This window comes from Candidatus Frankia nodulisporulans (assembly GCF_902806475.1).
In the GTDB taxonomy this organism is placed as follows: domain Bacteria; phylum Actinomycetota; class Actinomycetes; order Frankiales; family Frankiaceae; genus Frankia; species Frankia umida.
The window spans coordinates 1-20,133 of the sequence record NZ_CADCWS010000029.1 but is presented as its reverse complement, the minus strand read 5'-3'; the positions used below and the strand labels follow the sequence as shown (position 1 = coordinate 20,133).

The following is a 20,133-nucleotide window of genomic DNA, read 5'->3' as shown; positions in this document are numbered from 1 at the left end:
ACGGAAAGTCGTTGCCAGCGGTGGCGTCGCAGCATCGACGCGGCGCCGTCCGAGTACCCCGGCATCGCCCGCTTGCCGGTGCCGGACTGGGGAGGTCGCCATGTACGGGCACCAGCCGCACAGCCCTGGCCAGCCGCACAGCCCTGGCCAGCAGGCTCCGCCGGATCAGCACCCCCGACCTGACCGGCGCGACCGTGCCGGGGAGCGTGACGGTGCCGGGGAGGAGGGGTCGCGGTCAGGACAACCGTCCCTGCGGCACCGTCGTGCGTGGGAGGGACGGGCGATCGAGCGGCCGGCCCGGGGGACGCTGGCGGGTCGGGCGATGATGCTGGCGGCGGTCGGCGCGTTGGCGGTCGGCGCGCTCGCGGGATGCGCCTCGGACGCCGGACCCGCCGCGACGACGGTCGCGCCGGCCGGCGGCCCACCCGCTGTGAGCACCTCACCGCCGCCCGCGACGGCCACCGCGGCGGCCTCGACCGCTCCGGCTACGAACCCGACGGCGCCGGTCTCGAACGCGACGGCGCCGGCCCCGGGCTCCGGATCGTCCGGGATCTGCCCGGCCTCGGCGCTGTCACTGCGGGTCGCCGACCCGGAGGGTGCGGCCGGCAGTACCTACGAGCGGCTCGTGCTGACCAACACCGGCACCGTGACCTGTGCGCTGCGGGGCTTCCCCGGCGTGTCGTACCTGGACGCCGCGGGGGCGCAGGTCGGCGCCGCCGCGACCCGCACCGGCGCCGCCGCGACGACGGTGAGCCTGGCCCCGGGCGGGTCCGCGTCCGCCGTCCTGCGCATCGTCCACCCGGGCATCCAGGAAGGATGCCTGGACGCCGGGCAGATCACCGCGGTGACGGTGCTGCGGGTCTACTCGCCCGGGTCGCACACGGCGCTGCGCCAGCCGCTGTCGGACACGTCGGCCTGCGCCTCGACATCCGTCCAGCAGTTGTCCGTCACCGCGGTCACCGGCTGACCGCGGGTGGGGATGCGATCACGGGTGGGGGGATGCGGTCAGAGGCGCTCGATGATGGTGGCGTTGGCCATGCCCCCGCCCTCGCACATCGTCTGTAGTCCGTAGCGTCCGCCGGTGGCCTCCAGGTGGTTCACCAGGGTGGCGAGCAGGCGGCTGCCCGAGCCGCCCAGGGCGTGGCCGAGCGCGATGGCGCCGCCGCGGGGGTTGAGCCGGGCCGGGTCGGCGCCCAGCTCACGGGCCCAGGCCAGCGGGATCGGCGCGAAGGCCTCGTTCACCTCGTAGGCGTCGATGTCGTCCAGGGACAGTCCGGTGCGCGCGAGGATTCTGCGGGTGGCGGGGATGGGGGCGGTGAGCATGAGCAGCGGGTCATCCCCGGCGAGGGCGAAGGCGTGGAAGCGGGCGCGGGGGCGCAGGCCGAGTTCCGCGGCCTTCGACGCACTCATGATCAGGACGGCGGACGCCCCGTCGGTCAGCGGGGAGGCGTTGCCCGGGGTGATGTTCCAGCCGATCTCGGGGAACCGTCGCGCCCAGGCCTCGGTGTGGAACGACGGCCGCAGCGGCCCCAGCTTGGCCACGGTGGTCCCGGCCCGCACGGTCTCGTCGACCAGGTGGGAGTGGACGCTCCCGTCGGCCTGCGGCAGCGGGACGGGGATGATCTCACGCGCGAAGTCGCCGGCGGCCGTCGCGGCGGCGGCGAGTTCGTGCGAGCGCGCGGCGAAGGTGTCCAGCTCGTCGCGGTCGAGCTTCCAGCGGGCGGCGATCAGTTCCGCGCCGATCCCCTGGGAGGCGAGCCCCTCGGGGTAGCGGGCTCGCAGCCCGGGACCCTCGGCGTCCTGGCCGGCGACCGACGAACCCATCGGCACCCGGCTCATCGACTCCACACCGCAGGCGATGACCACGTCGTAGGCCCCGGCGATCACGCCCTGGGCGGCGAAGTGGGCGGCCTGCTGGCTCGAACCGCACTGCCGGTCGACGGTCGTGGCGGGCACCGTCTCGGGGAAGCCGGCGGACAGCACCGCGGTGCGGGCGATGTTCGATGACTGCTCGCCGATCTGACCCACACAGCCGGCGATGACGTCATCGACCAGCGCCGGGTCGAGATCGTTGCGGCTGACCAGGGAGCTGAGCACGGTGGCCAGCAGCTGCGCCGGATGCAGCGCGTTGAGCGCTCCGCCCGGCTTGCCCCGCCCCGATGCCGTGCGGACCGCGTCGACGATGACTGCGTCTTCCATCGGATCTCCTCGGATCGCCCAGGCCGCCGGGGGCCGGTCGCCCACTTACCTCCGGCGCTCTTGACTGACCAACGAGTGTCAGTGCGTGAGAATTCCGGTGGGTACGTTCACAGGACTGATCCGGTCGCAGCGCCTTCGTGGACTCACTCCACCAGTCGAGGTGGACGCAGCGCAACCGTTGCCGGGCGAGAGTCAGCCGCCGAAGCCGTGGTCGTGGTCGTGGTCGTGGTCGCCGCGCGGCTCTGGACGGCGGCGCGGGCGGTCTGCTCGCACCAGTCGATGAGCGCGGCGGCATCCACCCCGTGCGGGTGCCGCCCGACGTAGGGGGCGAGGCCCTCGGCGGCGCGGGCGAGCACCGCGACGCCGCCCGGGACGTTGCCCCGGGCCAGCTGGGTCAGCCCCACGGCCAGCTGGGTGAGCGCCCGCCACAGTCCCCGGTCGTCGTCCTCGGCGGCCTTCCAGGACGCCTCGAGCACCTCGTGTGCCTGGAACGGCAGACCTGTGTCGAGCAGATGCTGGGCAGCGGCGAGCGCGGCTGGCGCCGGCAGCGTGGCGGGCAGCTCCAACGGCGCGACACCGACGACGCCCGGCGGCAACGGCCGGCCCAGCGCGTCGCGGGATCGCGCGACTGGTCGCCGGGGAGGCGGTGATGTGGTCATCAGGTCCAGTCTGACCAGCCACCCCGATCGTTGTCACCCCCAGTGATCCAGATCCCGATCGGACGGGTGTCCCCGCCCGCCCACGGCGGACGACAGACGACGTACCTGGTCGACGGCCGGTGCGTCGACGGCTTTGCGTCGCTGCCGGGCATTGGTTACCGTGAGGTTGGGCGAGTGTCGCCCCTGGGTCGCCGGCGGGAGGCATGGGGATCATGGGCAGGTCGCTGGCCACGGTGATGCCGCGGTCGCGGGTGGACCTGGCTCGTGCGCTCACCCACCGCCGTCATATCGACACCTGCCGGGTGTGCACGGCGGCCTGTCCCCGCTGACCCCCGCGGTTCCGTACGCCTGCGGACCATCGCGGTCGCGGGCCGTCCCGCCTGCGGATCGTCCCGCCTGCGGATCGTCCCGCCTTTCGGTGGGCAGTCCTGGCTTTCGGTCCTCCCGGTCGTGGAGAGCACCGTCGGTCCGCGGCACACCGTCGCCACGGGTTCCTCCGGTCGGCGACCACGGTCGTCCATTCCACCCAGCAGGAACGGCGCTGCCTTGTCCGAATCTCGTGCGTCCTCATCCTCGACCCCGCCGTCGACTCCCGCATCCGCGACGCCTCCGCGTTCCTCGGCGTCCCGTGACCTCGGCGGCGAGACCGCCCCCGGCGCGAACACCACCCCTGGCACTGGCTCCACCCCTGGCACTGGCTCCACCCCTGGCACTGGCTCCACCTCCGGCACGGACACCGCCCCCGGTGCGGACGTCGTTCCGCGGCGCGACGGGCGCGGCGGGCGGGCGTTCACCCTGCGTGAGTGCCATGTGCTGGACCGGACGGGACGCTTCAGCGAGCCCTGCGACCTCGCGGTGCGCGACGGGATCGTGTGGGCCGTCGGCCGTGCCCTGCCGATCGACCCCGAGGCGATCGACGTCGACGCGCGCGGGCTGTTCGTCATGCCCGGCGTGGTCGACTGCCACGCGCACCTCACCCAGTCCACCTATGATCCGTTCGAACTGGTCACGGCGCCGCTGTCCACCAGGTTCCTGCAGACCGCCGAGGCCCTGCGGGCAACGTTGCGGGCCGGGGTGACCTGGGTGCGCGATGCCGGTGGGGCCGACGCCGGGGTGCGTGACGCGCTCGCCACGGGCACCGTCCCCGGGCCGAGACTCGGCGTGTCGGTGGTGGCGCTGAGCCGCAACGGGCGTCACGGCGACGGCGCCATCCTCGGGCCGGGCCTCGAGTCCACCCAGGATGTGCTCGGTCCCGTCTACCCGGACCGTCCGGCGCACAGCGCGAGCGTCGCCGGTGACCTGCCCACCGCCGTGCGCGGGGTGCTACGTGCCGGCGCCGACTGGGTGATGATCTACGCCAGTGGCGGGGTGATGTCCACCCGACCCGGCTTCACCGAGTTGCCGTTCGCCCCGGCCGAGTTGGCCGCCGCGGTCGCCGAGGCCGGCCGTTACGGTCGGCCGGTGATGATGCACGCTCTCGGCGCGCGGGCGGTCGAGGCCGCGGTCGCCGCGGGGGCGCGTTCCATCGAGCACGGGATCGGTCTGGGTGAACGGGCCGCCGCCGCGATGGCCGCCCGTGGGGTGACGCTGGTCCCGACCCTGTCCTCCTATCTGGATCTCGCAGCCCTTGCCCGCACAGGTGTGCTTCCTGGCTGGGCCGTGGAACGCGCCGAGTCGACCGCCGCCGCGCTCACCGAGACCATCGCGGTGGCCCGCGCGGCCGGGGTGCGCATCGCCCTCGGCAGCGACGCCCGCCACCGCAGCCGGCACGGCGGCAACCTCGCCGAGATCAGCCACCTACGCCGGGCCGGCCTGACCCCGCCGGAAGCCCTGCTCGCCGCCACCAGCAACGGCGCCACACTGTGCTCCCCGGGTCATGGCTGGCCGTATGCCGAGTCGCCGGCGCCGGACGCACCGGATCACGGTGTGGTCGGGTCCGGCCAGGGTGGGACGGGCGGGCGGCGCGGCCGGCTCGCCCCCGGCAACGTGTTCGACGCGATCGTTCTGGACACGGATCCGGGTGACCTGAGCCTGTTCGAACGCCGGGACTTCGTACGCGGCGTCTTCACCGCCGGACGGCCCGTGCTCGCGCATCCTCGACTGCCACCGGCGCTGGCCCGAACCTGCTGACCTCCGCGGTCAGATCATCGTTTTCCACCACCTTTCAGCCTCGATTCCATCGGGCCGGAAATGTCGCCGGCCCGGGATGCGGTTTCGTTGACCAGAGCTATCGTCAGGGATGCCCGAACACCCGCCAGTGGCGGGTTTCCGAGGCGGCGCCAGTGTTGCCGCCCGCATATCGGAGGTGTCCCATGCAGCACGCCGAGAAAATCAGCGAGACCATGCGCAAAGCCATTGATGAGTGCATGTCGTGCTCGACCCTATGCGAGGAGACAATCTCGTACTGTATGGACATGCCCGGCTCGATGATGGACGCCGCGGACCTGCGCCTGATGATGGACTGCGCCGCCATCACCCGGACCTGCGCCGACATGATGTGCCGTATGTCGCCGATGCGTGCTGACATGTGCGCGATGTGCGCACGCATCTGCGGCGCCACCGCCGACATGTGCGAGAAGATGCCGCGCGACGCGCAGCTCACCCGGCTTGCCCGGGCCTGCCGGTCGTGCATGGACAGTTGCACCGCCATGGCCGGTGCCGCGGCCTGACCGTGCCTCGCGGCTCTGCCGCGAACCCGATCCGTGCCACCCGCGATCCAGGGCTGGCACTGATCCAGGGCCAGCACTGATCCACAGCCAGCACTGATCCACCGCACGTGCTGAACGAGTACAGGCATGACTGCTGCTTTCGCACACCGACGGCGGCCCACGGACGGACAGTTGTCCGCCGTGGGCCGCCGTTCGCCGTTCGGTGTGCCTTGATCTGATCTTCTGGGGTGTGGTGAAGGGCCGAGGTCCGAGGTCATGATCTGGTGTCGTGTCATGATCGGGCGTTGTGGCCCGCTTCGGTGGGCCGCCGCGGAGTGTGGCGAACCCTCGAGTCCCGGGCGCTGGGGCCGGCCCCGTCTGGCGCGTCCGGGGCGTGGCCGGCTGTCACTCGGGCGAGTATTTCTGGTGCGGTGGGCGATGGGCCGTCCGAATCGATGTCTGATTGTTGCTGTGTCGCAGCTCTCTGCACGGAACGTCACGGCAGGGTGGCCAGTTTCGGGCCGAACTGGTACTTGTCACTACCCTGAGTAGTTCGCTACGGTGGCGGAGCACCACGAAAGCTTCGAGCCGACGCCGAGTTCTGCCCACGGTTCGAAGCTCCCTCCAGACCATTCAGGGCAGAAGCGGGGGAACCAGGTTCCACCGGGTGGCCAGAGTCGATGGTCACCCTCGGGGTTAAGTCATCCGTGCGCGGATGACCGGGCTTCCCGGCCCGCACCCGACAGCTAACTCCGTAGGCGTACGGGAAGGATCAGGGTAACTGGTCAGGTAGCGCTTTGATCGTGGGTTAGGTGGTTGCGGGCATCCAGGGGCGGCCCTCTCGCCGCGTCGCCGTGACCTCGAACCGACCTCGAACCGGGGTCGAACCGGAGTCCTGACCGCTCCGTCGTCGTTGGCGGTCGCCGTATCCGGCGCGGGATTTCCCTTGCGAGTGCGATGCGGGCTGGAACCTGTCGCGGCAGCACTCGTCCACACTCTTTTCTGTTTCCATTGAGGGCTCATATCAGCCCGATGTTCAGTGCTGCCCATTGATGGGCGGTGAAGCCGTCCGGCTGGCTTCCAATGGAAGTCGGACTCTATTTCCACCACCGTGCTCCACGACACCGAAACGAGATGTCAGAGAATGGCCAAGGGAAAGCATCGGAAGGCTTCGAACCGGCGTCGCGGCGCCACCGTCGCGGCGATCGGGGTGCTCGGCGCGGGCGCGAGCATGCTCGCCACGGCGAACCCGGCCAGCGCGGCGACGACCAGCACGGTCTCGGATGTGCAGATCGCCCGGGTGGCGGCGAACGCGGGCCTGGCGGGCTGCGGCGGAGCGTCGCTGGGAACCTGGGTCGCGGTGGCCCTGGCCGAGTCCGGCGGCAACCCCTACGCGCACGCCACCGTCGGTGAGGACTCCCGCGGTCTGTGGCAGATCAACATGCGGGCGCACGCCGGCTGGGTCGGTGGGCGCAACCTGTACGACCCGAGCACCAACGCCTGGGCGGCGCGCACGGTCTGCGTCAACCAGGGGGTTCGGGCCTGGAGCACGTACACCAATGGCATGTACGCCCGGTTCCAGTCCCGCGGCGCCTCGGCCGCGGCGGCGGTGTCCGGCGGGCTGAGCGTCCGCACGATCGCCTACGCGCCGTCACCGAAGGCGTCGACGGCCACGTCGGTGGCCGCGACGACGAGCGGTTACCCGTCGCTGGCCAGCGGACGGGGCTTCCGCCTGGACGTCCGGCAGATCCAGCAGCGGCTGGCGAACCTCGGCTACCCGATCGCCGTGGACGGCCAGTTCGGTTACCAGACCAACCACATGGTCAAGGACTACCAGCTCAAGCACGGCCTGATCGCCGACGGAGTGGTCGGCCCGCAGACCCGGGCCCGACTCGGACTCTAGGTCCGGACGCGGCGTCCGGACCTCCCGCTCGGGGCCTGCGCTCGGGGCCTGCGCTCGGATTTGGGACTCGGCTCTGGGCTCCGGGCTCGGCTCCGGGCTCGGACCTGGGCTGATCCGGTGTCGGTGATGGACTACCCCACGTCCAGGCTGGGTATTCCTGCACCGGCCCAGCGGGGCCGCCGGTCCCCGGGCGATGGCGCGACAGCGGGGTCCGTCCGGTGCGGATCGTCCGTTTACGGAGGGTCTCCGACCGACGAGGATCATCATGGTCGACGGTGGCAGGTGGGCGTCGGGCAGTGGCTCGGCGCCCACGAGCAGCCCGGCGCTGCGCGGAAGTCCGGCGTCGGGAAACGGTCCGGTGCCCAGGAACGGTTGGGCCCTCGGGTCCGCGACCCGGCCAGCGGGTCGGGCGGGCGACCGTGGTGACACCCGTGCCGGTGGACGGGCGGAGCCGGGGGTCGGGATGCTGTTCGCCGCGCTCGGGCCGTTGGAGGTGTGGAGGGCCTCCGGCGAGCGGATACGCATCGACCAGCAGAAGAAACGGGTGCTGCTGCTGGCCATGCTGGTGCACCCGGGGCGCTGGACGTCCGTCGAACAGCTGCGGCTGGCCCTGTGGCAGGACGCGCCGCCTCGCTCGGCGATGGGCAACATCAAGACCTATCTCTCGGAGCTGCGGCACACCCTGCCACCGCCGGGCGGTGCCGCCGAGGAACGGGAGGCGGTCACGGTGGTCGGGCCGCGGGCGTCGGTGCTGCGTCGTCCGGTCGGGCCGGGGCGGATCGAAAGCCGGCCGGGGGAGTACCGGCTGCTCGTCGACGCGGACGAGTTCGACGTGCTGCGCTTCGATCGGGACGTCGCCGCGGGCCGCCAGGCGGCGCGTGAGGGCCGGTGGCGTCCGGCCGCGGACCTGTTCGAGCAGGCCCTGGGCTGGTGGCGCGGCAACGCGTTCGACGAGCTGCCGGCGGAGGTGGGCGGCGCGGAGTGCCTGCGTCTGGACGAGGCGCGCTGGGCGGCCCGCGAGGAGCTCATCGACGCGCGCCTGGCCCTCGGCGAGACCGATGCGGTCCTGCCGGCGCTGCGGGCGCTGACCGTCGAGTTTCCCACCCGGGAACGGTTGTGGGCGCAGCTGCTGACCGCCCTGGAACGCACCGGGCGGCGGGCCGAGGCGCTACACGAGTACCGGGAGGTGTACCGCCGGCTGGTCACCGAACTGGGCATCGAGCCTGGTGCGGAGCTACGCCGCGTCCACCGGCAGGTGCTGGAGTCCGCGTCGCCCACCGACACGGCTCCGGTCGCCACGGTGAACCGGCGCTGAACCCGTCCGGGGCATCCCTTCGCGTGGGACATCGGGGGAAACACGCATCGGGAAGGGGTAACGGACATGACTGTCACCCACGAGCGAACGTACGAGCCGAACCATGATCAGGCCTGTGAGCAGGCCTACGAGCACCCGCGGCTGTCAACCGCCGGTCGGTTCACGGAGGTCACCCGGGGTCGTTGGGGCTGGGGGCACGACTACTTCTACCGCCGCTTCGGCTACTCCTACGGCTGCGGAGGCGGCTGTGACGGTGGAGGTGGTTTCGGCGGGGCGGGATTCGGCGGTGGCGGGGGATTCGTCGCCGGCGGATTCTTCTTCTGAGCGCGGCGGAGCGCGAGGTGACGACATCCGCATCGCTGCGCCGTCCGGCCCGCTGGTTCGTCGTCCTGCCCGATCGTGAGCGGGTGGCGATGCCGGCGGAGGCGCATCAGATGGTGCGACACCGCTCAGGTCGACCCTGGATCGTCGGGGACTGGCCGGCGGCGGCCATGGTCAGTGTCACGGCCGGCCGCCGCCAGGTCGCGCTGGTCGGCTGCGCGGCGGTGCGACCCGCTCGGTTGCTGGGGCTGCTGGTCGCCGCGCGCGACGTGCACAGTCTCGACCTTGGCCGCGAGATCGCCGGTGACTACCATCTGATCGCCGAGATCGACGGGCAGCAGCGCCTCCAGGGGACGGCGAGCGGCACCCGGCGGATCTTCACCGCGCGGGTCGGTGCCGACCTGCTGGCCGCGGACCGCGCCGATGTGCTGGCCGGGCTGTGCGGGGCCGGACTCGATCGCATGGTGCTGGCGTTGGCGCTGCTCGACCCGTCCCCGCCGCATCCGCTCGACGACCTGGTGGCGTTCACCGGTGTGACAGCCGTGGCGCCACAGGAGTATCTCTGCATCGACCGCGACGGCCGGTCGCGCACGGCTCGCTGGTGGCGGGCACCGGCCGCGGTGCGTTCCCGCGCGGAGGGCGCGGCGGTGCTGCGTACGGCGCTGGCCGAGGCGGTGGCGGTACGGGTCGCGGGGGGCCGGACCGTCAGCACCGACCTTTCCGGCGGACTGGACTCCAGCGCGGTGTGCGCGCTGGCGGCCCGCGGACCGGCCGACATCGTCGCCCTGACCGGCCTCGCCCGCGATCCCGGCGATGATGATCCGGTGTGGGCCGCGCGTCTGGCCGCGTCCCTGCCGAACCTGACCCGGGAGACCCTGCCCGCCGCCGACCTGCCGCTGGTCTACGACCGCATCGGCGAACCCGGTCCCGCCACCGACCGACCGTTCGTCGGCCTCGTCGACCGGGCGAAGCTGCTGGCCGGGCTTGATCGGCTCGCGCTGTACGCGCCCCGGCTGCACCTGACCGGTTTCGGCGGCGACGAACTGGTGGGCGGCACACCGAACCATCTGCCGGCGCTGCTGCGGCGTCGCCCGACGCTGGCGCTGCGTCAGCTGCGGGGCTACCGGGCCCAGGAGGGTTGGCCGTGGGCGGCGAGCCTGCGGATGATGCGCGGCCGCGGCTACCGCGACTGCCTGCGCGACATGTCCCGCGTGCTGAACGCCGCCCGGGCGGGCTACCCGACCCCGCCGGTTGGACGACGGACCTGGCCGTATGTCACGGCACTGGACTGGACGTCGCCGCCGGTGGTGCCAGGCTGGCTCACCGCGGACGCCCTCGAACTCGTCGCGCGGGCCTTCGCGGCAGCGGCCGAGCGGGCCGTGCCCCTGGCCGAGACGCGGGCCGGGCACCTCGACCTGTTCATGCTGCGGGCCGGCGCCGCGGTGTTCCGCGGCTTCGACCAGATCGCGCAGGCCACGGGACCGCCGTTGGCCGCGCCGTTCTACGACGAGCGGGTCGTGCGCGCGGCGCTGGCGGTGCGGCCCGAGCTGCGCGCCTCGCCCTGGGAGTACAAGCCGCTGCTCAAGGAGGCGATGCGCCCGGTGGTGCCGGCCGAATGCCTGCGCCGGCGGACCAAGGCGGACGCCTCGACCGAGGAGGACCAGGGACTGCGCGCCAACCGTGGCGCGCTGGTGAAGCTGTGCGACGAGTCGCCGCTGGCCGAACTCGGGCTGATCGAGGTGGACCTGCTGCGCCAGGCGTGCCGCGCCGGGGCCGTCCCCGACCATCGGGCCGAGGTGTTGCAGCCGACCATCGCCACCGACGCCTGGCTACGTGCCCAGGCCGCCAGCCGCCAGCCGACCGACCGGGGGGAGCCGACATGGTGAGGTTGCGTTCCGACGTCGTACGGGCGCCGACCGAGTACGGCGCGGTGTTGCTGCACACCAACAACGGGCAGTACTGGACGCTCAACCCGTCCGGCGATCTCGTCCTGGGGGTGTTACTGGCCGGTGGTGATGTGACGGCCGCGACCCGGCGGTTGTGCGCCACGGGCGACGTCGCCCCGGACACCGCCCGCCGGGATGTGGAGGGCCTGCTGGCGCAGCTCACCGACGTCGGCCTGATCGACGACGACGCCGACCACCGCGACGTCGAGCTGCCTGGTCCTACGGCGGGGGAACGTCCGGTCGGCGACGGCATGGCCGGGGGACGGCTGCCGCGTCCCGCGACCAGCCGAACGGCCCGGTCCGCGACGGCCCGGCCGTCGCGTCCCAGCAGCGACCACGCGCGTCCGACCGGGGACCGGCCTCGTTCCGCCACGGGCCCCGGGGCGAGGCTGCGCTCGAGGCTACGGCGACACCCATGAGCACGCCGATGACCCTGGAACGTCCGGAGGTCACCCTTAGTCCGCTGCGGTGGGTCGGTGCGCGGGTGGCCGTCGGCGCGGCACGGGTGCTCGCCACCCAGCAGCCCGCGCGCATCCGCCGGGTACTGGCCCGGCTGGCCCGCGGCGCCCGGCCCGCCGACTACGACCAGGCCCTCACGGCCCGCCAGGCGGTGATGGCGGTGAGCCTGACCTGCCGCGGCGCCCGCGGCTGCGTGCCCCGCTCGATCGCGACGATGCTGATGTGCCGGCTGTCCGGAACCGTGCCGGCCTGGTGCGTGGGGGTGCGTTCGCTCGCCCCGTTCGCCGCGCACGCCTGGGTCGAGGTGGACGGCGTCATGGTCGGCGAGTCCGTCCCGCCGGGGTATCTGCGCACCCTGCTGAGCGTCGGCCGGGCCGCCGGTCACAGCGAGGTGAGCTGATGCGCGGCGGGCTGGGGGAACTGTGGGTGCTGCTGCGCGGGCATGGCCGTCCGATCGGGGTGGCCACGGGGCTGACGATCATCGGCACCGGGATCGGTGTGCTCCAGCCGCTGCTGGTGATGCGGGTGATCGACGACGCCCAGGCCGGCGGCATACCGCTGTGGGTCATCGGTGCGCTGCTCGGCCTGTTCGTCGGGCAGGCGATCGCCGACACCGCCGGGCACTACCTGCTGGAACGCACCGGCCAGTCGATTCTGCTCAGCCTGCGGCAACGCCTGATCGACCAGGTGCTGCGGCTGCGGATCAGGGTGCTCGACACCCGCCGGATGGGTGACCTGATCTCCCGGGCGAACACCGACACGACCGTGGTGCGTGAGGCGGTTGCCTTCAGCTTCACCGCGCTCGTCACGAGCACCATCGGCGTCGTCGGCGCGATCGCGCTGATGGTCTGGCTCAACGCCTGGCTGTTCCTGCTGGTCCTCGCGGTCGTCCTGGTCGCCGGGACGGTCGTGCTGGCCGCGTTGTCACGCATCCGGTCGGTGTCCGAACGCGGCCAGGCCAGCGTCGGCGCGATGACGGCCGACCTCGAACGCGCCCTGACCGCGGTGCGTACCGTCCGGGCGAACCAGGCGGAGGGCCGCGAGGCCGCCCGCATCGGCGCGCATGCCGACTCCGCCTACCAGGCCGGTCTGCGGATGGCGACGCTGGACTCGATCATCGCGCCGGCGATGCAGCTCGCGGTGCAGGGCAGCGTGCTCGTCGTCCTGCTCGTCGGCGGGGTGCTGGTGGCCCGCGGTTCGGCGACGCTGGGCAGCCTGGTCGCGTTCCTGCTGTACGCCACCTACCTGGTGATGCCGCTGGGCCAGCTGGTCGAGTCCGCCGCGACCATCCAGCGCGGACTCGGCGCGCTGAGCCGGGTCAACGCGGTGTTCACCCTGCCGCGGGAGACCGACGAGCCCACCGAGATCGGCCCCCTGAGCACCGTCGCCGTGCGCGCGCCGAAGCGGGCCGCGCCAGCCACAGCACTGTCGGGCTGGACCACGGTGCCCAGGCCGCCCGCCCGCACGAACCGTCCCACGACCGTGGGCCGTCCCAGCAGGGTGGACGCGGGTTCGTCCGCGTTGGCGTTGGAACTGCGGGACGTCTGGTTCGGCTACGGACTGCAACCGGTGCTGCGCGGGGTGTCGTTCGAGGTGCCGCGGTGCGGACAGGTGGCCCTCGTCGGGCCGTCCGGGGCGGGCAAGTCCACCATCCTTGAACTGGTCGAACGGTTCTACGAGCCGGATGCCGGTCAGCTGCTGGTGGACGGGCACGACGTCCGCTCGATCCCGCGCCACCGCGCCCGCGCCCGGGTCAACCTCGTCGAACAGAGCACACCGGTGTTGCACGGCACCCTGCGGGACAACATCACCTACGCCGCGCCGGAGGCCACCGAGGCGGATGTCGACGAGGTCGTCGCCGCGGCCGGCCTACGCGACCTGGTCGCCCGGCTACCCGACGGGCTCGCCACACCCGTCGGTGACCACGGTGTCCTGCTCTCCGGCGGTGAACGTCAGCGTGTCGCGATCGCCCGTGCGCTGCTCCCGCGCCCCGCCGTGCTCCTGCTCGACGAACCGACCTCGCAGCTCGACAGCGTCAACGAACACGCCCTGACGCGGGTGATGCGCCGGATCGCCGCCGAACGAGCCCTGCTGGTCATCGCGCACCGCATCTCCACCGTCCGGGCCGCCGACCACATCGTCGTCCTGGACGCCGGACGGGTCCGCGCCCAGGGCTCGCACGACGAACTGATGGCGACCAGCCCGTTCTACCGGCGTCTCGCCGCGTCCAGCAGCGGGTCGGCCGGCAGCCGGCCGACCGACCGCCGGCCGACGGTGGCTCAGGTGGTGGACGGCGGGGTCAGCGCCGACTTGCGGACCTTGCCGATCGCGTTACGGGGCAGCTCCGCGACGAAGTAGATCTCCCGCGGCCGCTTGTGTACCGACAGCTCCCGGGCGACGAAGTCGACGAGTTCGGCGCGTTCGGGGACGACCTCGCCACCCGCCTCGCCGCCGGCCGCCACGACGAACGCGGCGATGCGCTGGCCGAGATCGGCATCCGGTAGTCCGACCACCGCCACCTCCCGGACCGCCGGATGCGCCAGCAACACCGCTTCGACCTCACCGGCGCCGATCCGGTAACCACCGGACTTGATCAGGTCGGTGGAGCGTCGTCCGACGATGCGATGGTTACCGTCGGCGTCGATCACGGCGGCGTCCCCGGTGCGGAACCAGCCGTCCGCGGTGAAGGAGCCGGCGGTGGCCTCCGGACGGTTGAGGTAGCCGTCGAACAGGGTCGAGCCCTGGATCTGTAGTTCGCCGATGCTGTGCGCGTCGTGCGGCAGCGGTTCGCCCGTCTCGTCGTCGACGAGCCGGGTGCGCACACCGGGCAGCGCCGTGCCGACCCACCCGGCACGGCGCTCCCCGTCCGCCCGGGCACTGGTGGTGATCAGCGTCTCGGTCATGCCGTACCGCTCGACCGGCGCGACGCCGGTGAGTTCCCGCATCCGCTCGATCACCGGCACGGGCAGGGGCGCGCTCCCCGAGACGAGCAGCCTCGCCGCCCGCAGTGCCCGTGCGCTGCTCGGATCCTCGCAGACCCTCGACCACACCGTCGGCACACCGAAGTACAGGCTGCCCCCCGCCGCCGCGTACGCCGTCGGTGTCGGGCGCACCGTGTGGATGAGCCGGCTCCCGACCCGCAGCGGCCCGAACACCCCGAGCACCAGCCCATGGACGTGGAAGATCGGCAGGCCGTGGACGAGGGTGTCCTGCGGCGTCCACGCCCAGGCGTCGGCGAGCGCGTCGAGATCGGCGGCGATCGCGGCCGCGGGCACCATGACCCCCTTGGGCGCGCCTGTCGTCCCCGACGTGTAGAGAACCAGCGCCGGCGGCCTGGCCGCCGACGACCCGCCCGCCGGCTGGTCCACGGTCGGGTTCGGCGCGGCGAAGTCGGCGCGGGCACGCACGTCGACGGGGATCACCGGCACCGGCAGGTCCGCCCAGGGCGGGTCGCCCAGCATCAGCACCGCGCCGCTGTCGCGAAGGAAGTGCTCCCGCTCCCGCGGCCCCGAATCCGGTGGGACGGGAACCGCCGGCACCCCGGCCAGCAGACAGCCGAGGATCGCCACGATCGTGGCCGCCGACGCCTCCCCGTACACCGCCGCCGCGGACGCACCGGCGACCCGGCGGGCGACGGCTCCGGCCGCGCCGAACAGCTCGGCACGTGACAGCACGACATCACCCACCTGTACCGACGGAGCGTCATGATCGATGTCGAGCGGGGGAAACAGGCTCAGGCTCACCCGAGCATCCTCCCGGAAGACACCGCCCGCGGCCTGCGGTTCCGCCATCACACCCACCGCCGCTCACCGCCGCCCTTCCGTCCACCTCCGACCTTCCGTCCACCTCCGCCCGTCCGCGTCGATGGATCGTGGCTGCCCGCCGGCCCGGCTACTGTGGCGTGTTGTGTCCACACCTGCGCGTGCGGAGCCGCCACGTTCGGATCCGCGCGAGTCCGTTCCGCACGGCGCTGTTCCGCGAGGGATCGTGACCGTCGTCGGTGTCGGGGCGGACGGCTGGGCCGGGCTGTCGCCTGAGGCGCGCGGGGTGCTGCGGGTGGCGCCGGTCGTGTTCGGATCCCGCCGCCAGCTCGCCGACCTGCCCGTGCGGACGTCCACCTCGGTGACCGAGGACGGGTTGCCGCCCGGTGCTCGGCGGATCGAGTGGCCATCGCCGTTGCTGCCGGCGTTGCCGGGGCTGTTGGCGGAACACGTCGAGGGTGCCGCGCCCGGCGGGGTGTGCGTACTGGCCAGTGGCGATCCGATGTACTACGGCATCGGGGTGACACTGGTACGGCTGCTGGGGGCGGCGCGGGTGCGGGTGGTGGCGCATCCGTCGTCGGTCAGCCTGGCGTGCGCGCGGCTGGGCTGGGCGTCGCAGGACGTCGACGTGGTCAGTGTCGTCGGCCGCGCCCTGGATCGGATCCGACTCGTCCTCGCACCGGGGCGGCGGATGCTGGTCCTCAGCGCCGATCGATCGACACCGGCGGCGGTGGCGGCGCTGCTGGTCGACAGCGGATACGGGGCCAGCGCGTTGACGGTGCTGTCCCGGCTTGGCGCGTCCGACGAGGACCGTCAGGTGGCCGGCGCACGTCACTGGGCCAGCGCCGACTCCGCCGCGGTGGCGGATCTCAACATCATCGCGGTCGAGGCCGTGCTGGACCCGGACGGTAGGTACCTTCCCCGGGTGCCGGGGCTACCGGATGACGCGTTCGAGCATGACGGGCAGATCACCAAGCGGGAGATCCGTGCGCTGACCCTCGCCCGGCTCGCCCCCGCGCCGGGCGAACTGCTGTGGGATGTGGGCGCGGGCAGCGGCAGCGTCGCGATCGAGTGGCTGCGCGCACACGCCCACGCGCGGGCGATCGCGATCGAGCCGCGACCGGAGCGAGCCGAGCGGATCCGGCGCAACGCGGCCCGGCTCGGCGTCCCGCACCTGCGTGTCGTGGACGGACGTGCCCCGCGGGACCTGGCCACCCTGCCCAGCCCGGACGCGATCTTCGTAGGTGGCGGAGTGAGCGCCCCCGGCGTGCTCGAGGCCTGTTGGACGGCCCTGCACGCCGACAACAACGAGGACCATGACCGCGACGAGGGCGGTGGCCGGGGTCGCTGGGACCGTCGCCGGCTCGTCGTCAACGCGGTGACTCTCGAGTCGGAGACCGTGCTCGCCGAGTGGTACGCGCGTTGTGGTGGGGAACTGGTCCGGCTCGCGGTGAGCCGCGCCTCGCCGGTGGGTGGGTTCACCGGTTGGCGGCCAGCTATGCCCGTCACCCAGTGGACGGTCTGGCCCGCCGCCCACCGTCCCGTGAGCTGATCGCCCGCGGGGGGCCGCGATCAGCCGAGGAGGTCGAGCAGGCAGCTGTCGGCGGGACCGCCGGGGATGGCGTGCTCCGGCGCGGCCAGATGGGAGCGCCAGTGGTCGGCCGCCGCCGCGGCGTCTCCGGCCTCGATCAGCTCGATGAGCCGGGCGTGCGTCACACGGGTGGCGTCGGCGTGCGGTTCGGGACTGACGGGATGGGTGGCCTGCTGCGCGTTGGCGATCTCGACCAGGTGCTGCAGCACGTCCGTGACGAGGGCCAGTGAGTGGTTGCCGGTGAGCCGGACCAGCGTGAGGTGGAACTCGGCCTGGGCCGCGGCGAGGGCATCGCAGTCGACGGCGGCGTCGGCCTGGGCCAGGCAGCGGCGCAGCTCCGCCGCGTCCGCGGGGTCGCGGCGTTCGGCGAGCTGGGCGGCGCACGGCGGCTCGAGAACACTGCTGGCCTGGTGGACGTCACCCAGGGTCGCACCTCGATGCTCGAGGACGAGCCCGGCGTAACGGGCGGCCACCGCCGGACTCGGCGCATGCACCCGCGCCCCACCGTGTGCTCCTCGGCGCACGGAGATCAGCGCCTCCGCCTCGAGGACCCGGAACGCCTCGCGCAACGTGGGCCGCGACACCCCGAACTGCGTCATCAACGTCGGCTCGGGGGGCAGCGCGTCGCCTTCGGCGAGTTCGCCCCGGATGATCCGGCGCCGCAGCTGGCCGGCCACGAGCTCGGCGGTCTTCGGTACCCGGACCTGCCGCCCGATCGGTGACGCCCCCACTGGCAGCGGCGCCCTCGCCGGCAGCGGTGCTTCCACCTGCGCGGAGGGGGGCGTAACCAGCTTGCCCCCGCTGGCGGTGGCGACGGGCGGCCGCGCGGCAATCGAGCGGACATCGACCATGAGCGGTCCTCCAGCGGCAGCGCGCGACGATCGTTCCGGTGAAGATCACCATAACGGTGGACCCTGCGGGCTGTCTACGCTAACAGGCGTAGTTCACCCCGGAATGATCGGGTGGCTACGGTGGCGAAACCCGCACGCGACGTGCGGCGATGGTCATCTGGTCGTCAGGTTCGATTATTCGTGTGATATATATCACTTAAATGTGGTCCGTGATGTGTGGCCGTCGGCTGCCGCGCCTGGTTCGCATCATCCGTCCATGATCGTCGGCCGGGTTCGTCGCCCGCCGCCACATCGTCTCTGACCTGCTGGTTTGGTGCGTTCCCGCGGGGCACCCTGCTGATATGGCCTGGCGTCACAGCCACCGCCACCACCAGCGCAGGGAGGGAGCGGGTTATGGCCGCACCGGTCACCGACACAGGTAGCCGAGGCCTGGGCAGATGGCGCATCCCGCGCAGCCGTGGGGCACTCAGCGGAGTGCTGCTGATGCTGCTTGGGATCTGGGGGGCGCTGATCCCGTTCGTCGGCCCGGCCTTCGACTTCGGCTTCACCCAGGATTCCGCCTGGACGTGGAGCTCGGCACGTTTCTGGCTGGAGCTGCTGCCTGGCCTCGCGGCCTTCGCCGGCGGACTCCTGCTGCTGCTGAGCGCCAACCGCGCCACCGCGGCGCTGGGCGCCTGGCTCGCCATCGCGGCCGGCACCTGGTTCATCGTCGGTCCGACCCTCGCCGGCCCCTTGCATCTGGGCGCGTTGGGCTTCCCACGCGGCGGTTCGGTGCGCCAGGCCTTCGAGTGGCTGACCTTCTTCTACGGTCTCGGCGCGATGATCGTGTTCCTCGGCGCGACCGCCTGGGGGCGGCTCAGCGTGCGCGGTGTGCGCGATGTCGCCGCCGCCCGCCAGCACCGTGAACGCCGCCTGCAACGCACCCAGCGTGAAGCCACGGACCGCGACGCCCAGAGCTACGACCCCAACCAGGGCTACGGCGCCCAGGGCTACGGCGCCCAGGGCTACGGCGCCCAGGGCTACGGCGCCTCCCAGGGCTACGGCGCCTCCCAGGGCTACGGCGCCTCCCAGGGCTACGGCGCCTCCCAGGGCTACACCGGTCAGGGCGCGCAGCCATACGCCGGTCAGGGCGCGCAGCAGTACGGCACCCAGGGCTATACCGAGCAGGGGGCGCAGCCGTATGGCACCCAGGGTTACGCCGACCAGGGGGCGCAGCAGTACGGCACCCAGGGCTATACCGAGCAGGGGGCGCAGCCGTATGGCACCCAGGGTTACGCCGACCAGGGGGCGCAGCAGTACGGCACCCAGGGCTATACCGGTCAGGGCGCGCCGCCGTATGACACCCAGGGCCACGCGGATCAGGGGGCGCAGCCGTATGGCGCGCGGGGTGCGCAGGGGCCCACCGGGGATGTCCCGGCGGCCATCGCGGAGTCAGAGGTCTACCCGAGCGATCGTCCAGGAGCGACGCCCGACGGTCAGGCCGTGGATCAGGACGGCGCCACTGCGCAGGACGAGAACACGGGTGCTTTCGGTCACCGCCGTCATCGGCATCGCGCTCCTCACTGAGCGCGGGTGAAGCGCAGGTGCTGGCCGGGACGGCACTGGGCGGCCAGAGGAAGGTCGTCCGGTGGGAGGACGCCGATCACCGGGTAGCCGCCGGTGACCGGATGGTCGGCGAGGAACACGACCGGCTGGCCGTCCGGGGGGATCTGGATGCCGCCGACGACCATGCCCTCGGACGGTAGTTCGCCGGTGACACGCCGAACCAGGGCGGGTCCCCGCAGACGGATGCCGATGCGGTCGCTGTCCGCGCTGACCTCGTAGGTGGACGCCCACAGGGTGGCCAGGGCATCAGGGGTGAACCAGTCGTCACGCGGACCGGGGATGACGCGAAGTGTCGGTGTGGCCCGGTAGCGGGCCTGCGGCGCCAGGTCGACCACCGGTGGCGCGGCGTGCGCGGGACCGAGGGGGAGTACGTCGCCGGCCGCCAGAGGAGCTGGTCCGAGTCCGGCGAGGGTGTCCCGGCAGCGGGAGCCGAGCACGGGTGATACGTCCAGACCGCCGCGGATCGCCAGATACGTCCGCACGCCGGCCGCCCGCGGATCCGCGAGGCCACCCGTGCGCGCGTCCTGCCCGGGCGGGCCGATGCGCAGCTGGGCGCCGGCGGGCACCTCGACGGGACTGTTCATGCCGATCGCTCGTCCGGCGAGGGTCATGGGGCAGGGCGCACCGGTGACGGCGATCAGCCCGGACGTGTCGAAGGTGACCACCAGACCGCCGTAGGTGCACTCGATGCCGGCGGCGGACATCCGGTTACCGACCAGCCGATTGGCCAGGCGCAGGCTGGGACGATCGAGCGCGCCCGCCGCGGTGACGCCCAGATGCGCGAGGCCGGTCCGGCCGAGATCCTGGATGGTGGCGAGCGGACCGGGCGAGACCACGGTGATCGTCGCCGACCTCGCCCCCGCGATCCCCACGCC

At 72.7% G+C, this 20,133-nt stretch carries 17 protein-coding genes and 1 riboswitch; of the genes, 12 read left to right on the top strand and 5 right to left on the bottom strand.

Features of this window, described 5'->3' with window-relative positions; all coding sequences use genetic code 11:
• Positions 1 to 100: 100 nt before the first annotated feature.
• Positions 101 to 967, top strand: coding sequence for a DUF4232 domain-containing protein (locus G6R24_RS05270; RefSeq protein WP_225438143.1), 867 nt, complete (start codon positions 101 to 103; stop codon positions 965 to 967).
• A gap of 38 nt (positions 968 to 1,005) precedes the next feature.
• Here the strand turns inward: G6R24_RS05270 and G6R24_RS05265 are convergent, their stop codons facing one another.
• Positions 1,006 to 2,199: a thiolase family protein gene (locus G6R24_RS05265; RefSeq protein WP_163548037.1), complete on the bottom strand. Its 1,194-nt coding sequence runs from the start codon at positions 2,197 to 2,199 to the stop codon at positions 1,006 to 1,008.
• A 143-nt stretch (positions 2,200 to 2,342) separates the two neighbouring features.
• Positions 2,343 to 2,858: a DUF309 domain-containing protein gene (locus G6R24_RS05260; protein ID WP_163548036.1), complete on the bottom strand. Its 516-nt coding sequence runs from the start codon at positions 2,856 to 2,858 to the stop codon at positions 2,343 to 2,345.
• Positions 2,859 to 3,404: 546 nt separating this feature from the next.
• On the opposite strand from G6R24_RS05260, the gene G6R24_RS05255 reads away from it, so the two are divergent.
• From G6R24_RS05255 to G6R24_RS05215, 9 genes are all read left to right on the top strand, one after another.
• On the top strand, positions 3,405 to 4,988 hold the full coding sequence (locus G6R24_RS05255) for an amidohydrolase family protein (RefSeq protein ID WP_225438142.1): 1,584 nt from the start codon (positions 3,405 to 3,407) through the stop codon (positions 4,986 to 4,988).
• A 182-nt stretch (positions 4,989 to 5,170) separates the two neighbouring features.
• The gene (locus tag G6R24_RS05250; RefSeq protein ID WP_163548035.1) at positions 5,171 to 5,527 is read left to right on the top strand and encodes a four-helix bundle copper-binding protein; all 357 of its coding nucleotides are present in this window, start codon (positions 5,171 to 5,173) and stop codon (positions 5,525 to 5,527) included.
• Positions 5,528 to 6,123: 596 nt separating this feature from the next.
• Positions 6,124 to 6,281, top strand: a riboswitch (cyclic di-AMP (ydaO/yuaA leader).
• Positions 6,282 to 6,650: 369 nt separating this feature from the next.
• Positions 6,651 to 7,409 (top strand): peptidoglycan-binding protein, encoded by a 759-nt coding sequence (locus G6R24_RS05245; protein WP_163548034.1) that lies wholly within the window; start codon positions 6,651 to 6,653, stop codon positions 7,407 to 7,409.
• 358 nt (positions 7,410 to 7,767) lie between these two features.
• Entirely contained in the window at positions 7,768 to 8,724 is a 957-nt protein-coding gene (locus G6R24_RS05240; RefSeq protein ID WP_225438141.1) for an AfsR/SARP family transcriptional regulator, read from the top strand.
• A 66-nt stretch (positions 8,725 to 8,790) separates the two neighbouring features.
• Positions 8,791 to 9,048, top strand: a complete 258-nt coding sequence (locus G6R24_RS05235) for a lasso RiPP family leader peptide-containing protein (protein WP_163548033.1) — start codon at positions 8,791 to 8,793, stop codon at positions 9,046 to 9,048.
• A gap of 17 nt (positions 9,049 to 9,065) precedes the next feature.
• A complete protein-coding gene (locus G6R24_RS05230; protein WP_225438140.1) occupies positions 9,066 to 10,931 on the top strand; it encodes an asparagine synthase-related protein in 1,866 nt (621 codons plus the stop codon).
• Positions 10,925 to 11,410 (top strand): lasso peptide biosynthesis PqqD family chaperone, encoded by a 486-nt coding sequence (locus G6R24_RS05225; RefSeq protein WP_163548032.1) that lies wholly within the window; start codon positions 10,925 to 10,927, stop codon positions 11,408 to 11,410. Before G6R24_RS05230 ends, G6R24_RS05225 begins: the two co-directional genes overlap by 7 nt.
• Positions 11,407 to 11,850 (top strand): lasso peptide biosynthesis B2 protein, encoded by a 444-nt coding sequence (locus tag G6R24_RS05220; RefSeq protein WP_163548031.1) that lies wholly within the window; start codon positions 11,407 to 11,409, stop codon positions 11,848 to 11,850. Before G6R24_RS05225 ends, G6R24_RS05220 begins: the two co-directional genes overlap by 4 nt.
• Entirely contained in the window at positions 11,850 to 13,808 is a 1,959-nt protein-coding gene (locus tag G6R24_RS05215; protein ID WP_163548030.1) for an ABC transporter ATP-binding protein, read from the top strand. The genes G6R24_RS05220 and G6R24_RS05215 overlap by 1 nt, the downstream gene beginning before the upstream one ends.
• Here the strand turns inward: G6R24_RS05215 and G6R24_RS05210 are convergent.
• On the bottom strand, positions 13,730 to 15,241 hold the full coding sequence (locus G6R24_RS05210) for an acyl-CoA synthetase (RefSeq protein WP_163548029.1): 1,512 nt from the start codon (positions 15,239 to 15,241) through the stop codon (positions 13,730 to 13,732). The genes G6R24_RS05215 and G6R24_RS05210 overlap by 79 nt on opposite strands.
• 196 nt (positions 15,242 to 15,437) lie before the next feature.
• Between G6R24_RS05210 and cbiE the strand changes: the two genes are divergently transcribed.
• Positions 15,438 to 16,763 (top strand): precorrin-6y C5,15-methyltransferase (decarboxylating) subunit CbiE, encoded by a 1,326-nt coding sequence (cbiE, locus tag G6R24_RS05205; protein WP_225438139.1) that lies wholly within the window; start codon positions 15,438 to 15,440, stop codon positions 16,761 to 16,763.
• Between the two features lie 20 nt (positions 16,764 to 16,783).
• On the opposite strand, the gene G6R24_RS05200 is transcribed toward cbiE, so the two are convergent.
• On the bottom strand, positions 16,784 to 17,653 hold the full coding sequence (locus G6R24_RS05200; protein WP_163548027.1) for a FadR/GntR family transcriptional regulator: 870 nt from the start codon (positions 17,651 to 17,653) through the stop codon (positions 16,784 to 16,786).
• 393 nt (positions 17,654 to 18,046) lie between these two features.
• Here G6R24_RS05200 and G6R24_RS21905 point away from each other — a divergent pair, with 393 nt between their 5' ends.
• Positions 18,047 to 19,219, top strand: coding sequence for a hypothetical protein (locus G6R24_RS21905; RefSeq protein ID WP_225438138.1), 1,173 nt, complete (start codon positions 18,047 to 18,049; stop codon positions 19,217 to 19,219).
• On the opposite strand, the gene G6R24_RS05190 is transcribed toward G6R24_RS21905, so the two are convergent.
• Positions 19,213 to 20,133 (bottom strand): 5-oxoprolinase/urea amidolyase family protein (locus G6R24_RS05190; protein WP_338084412.1); only part of this gene is annotated, 921 nt, incomplete at its 5' end. The two genes, G6R24_RS21905 and G6R24_RS05190, sit on opposite strands and share 7 nt — an antisense overlap.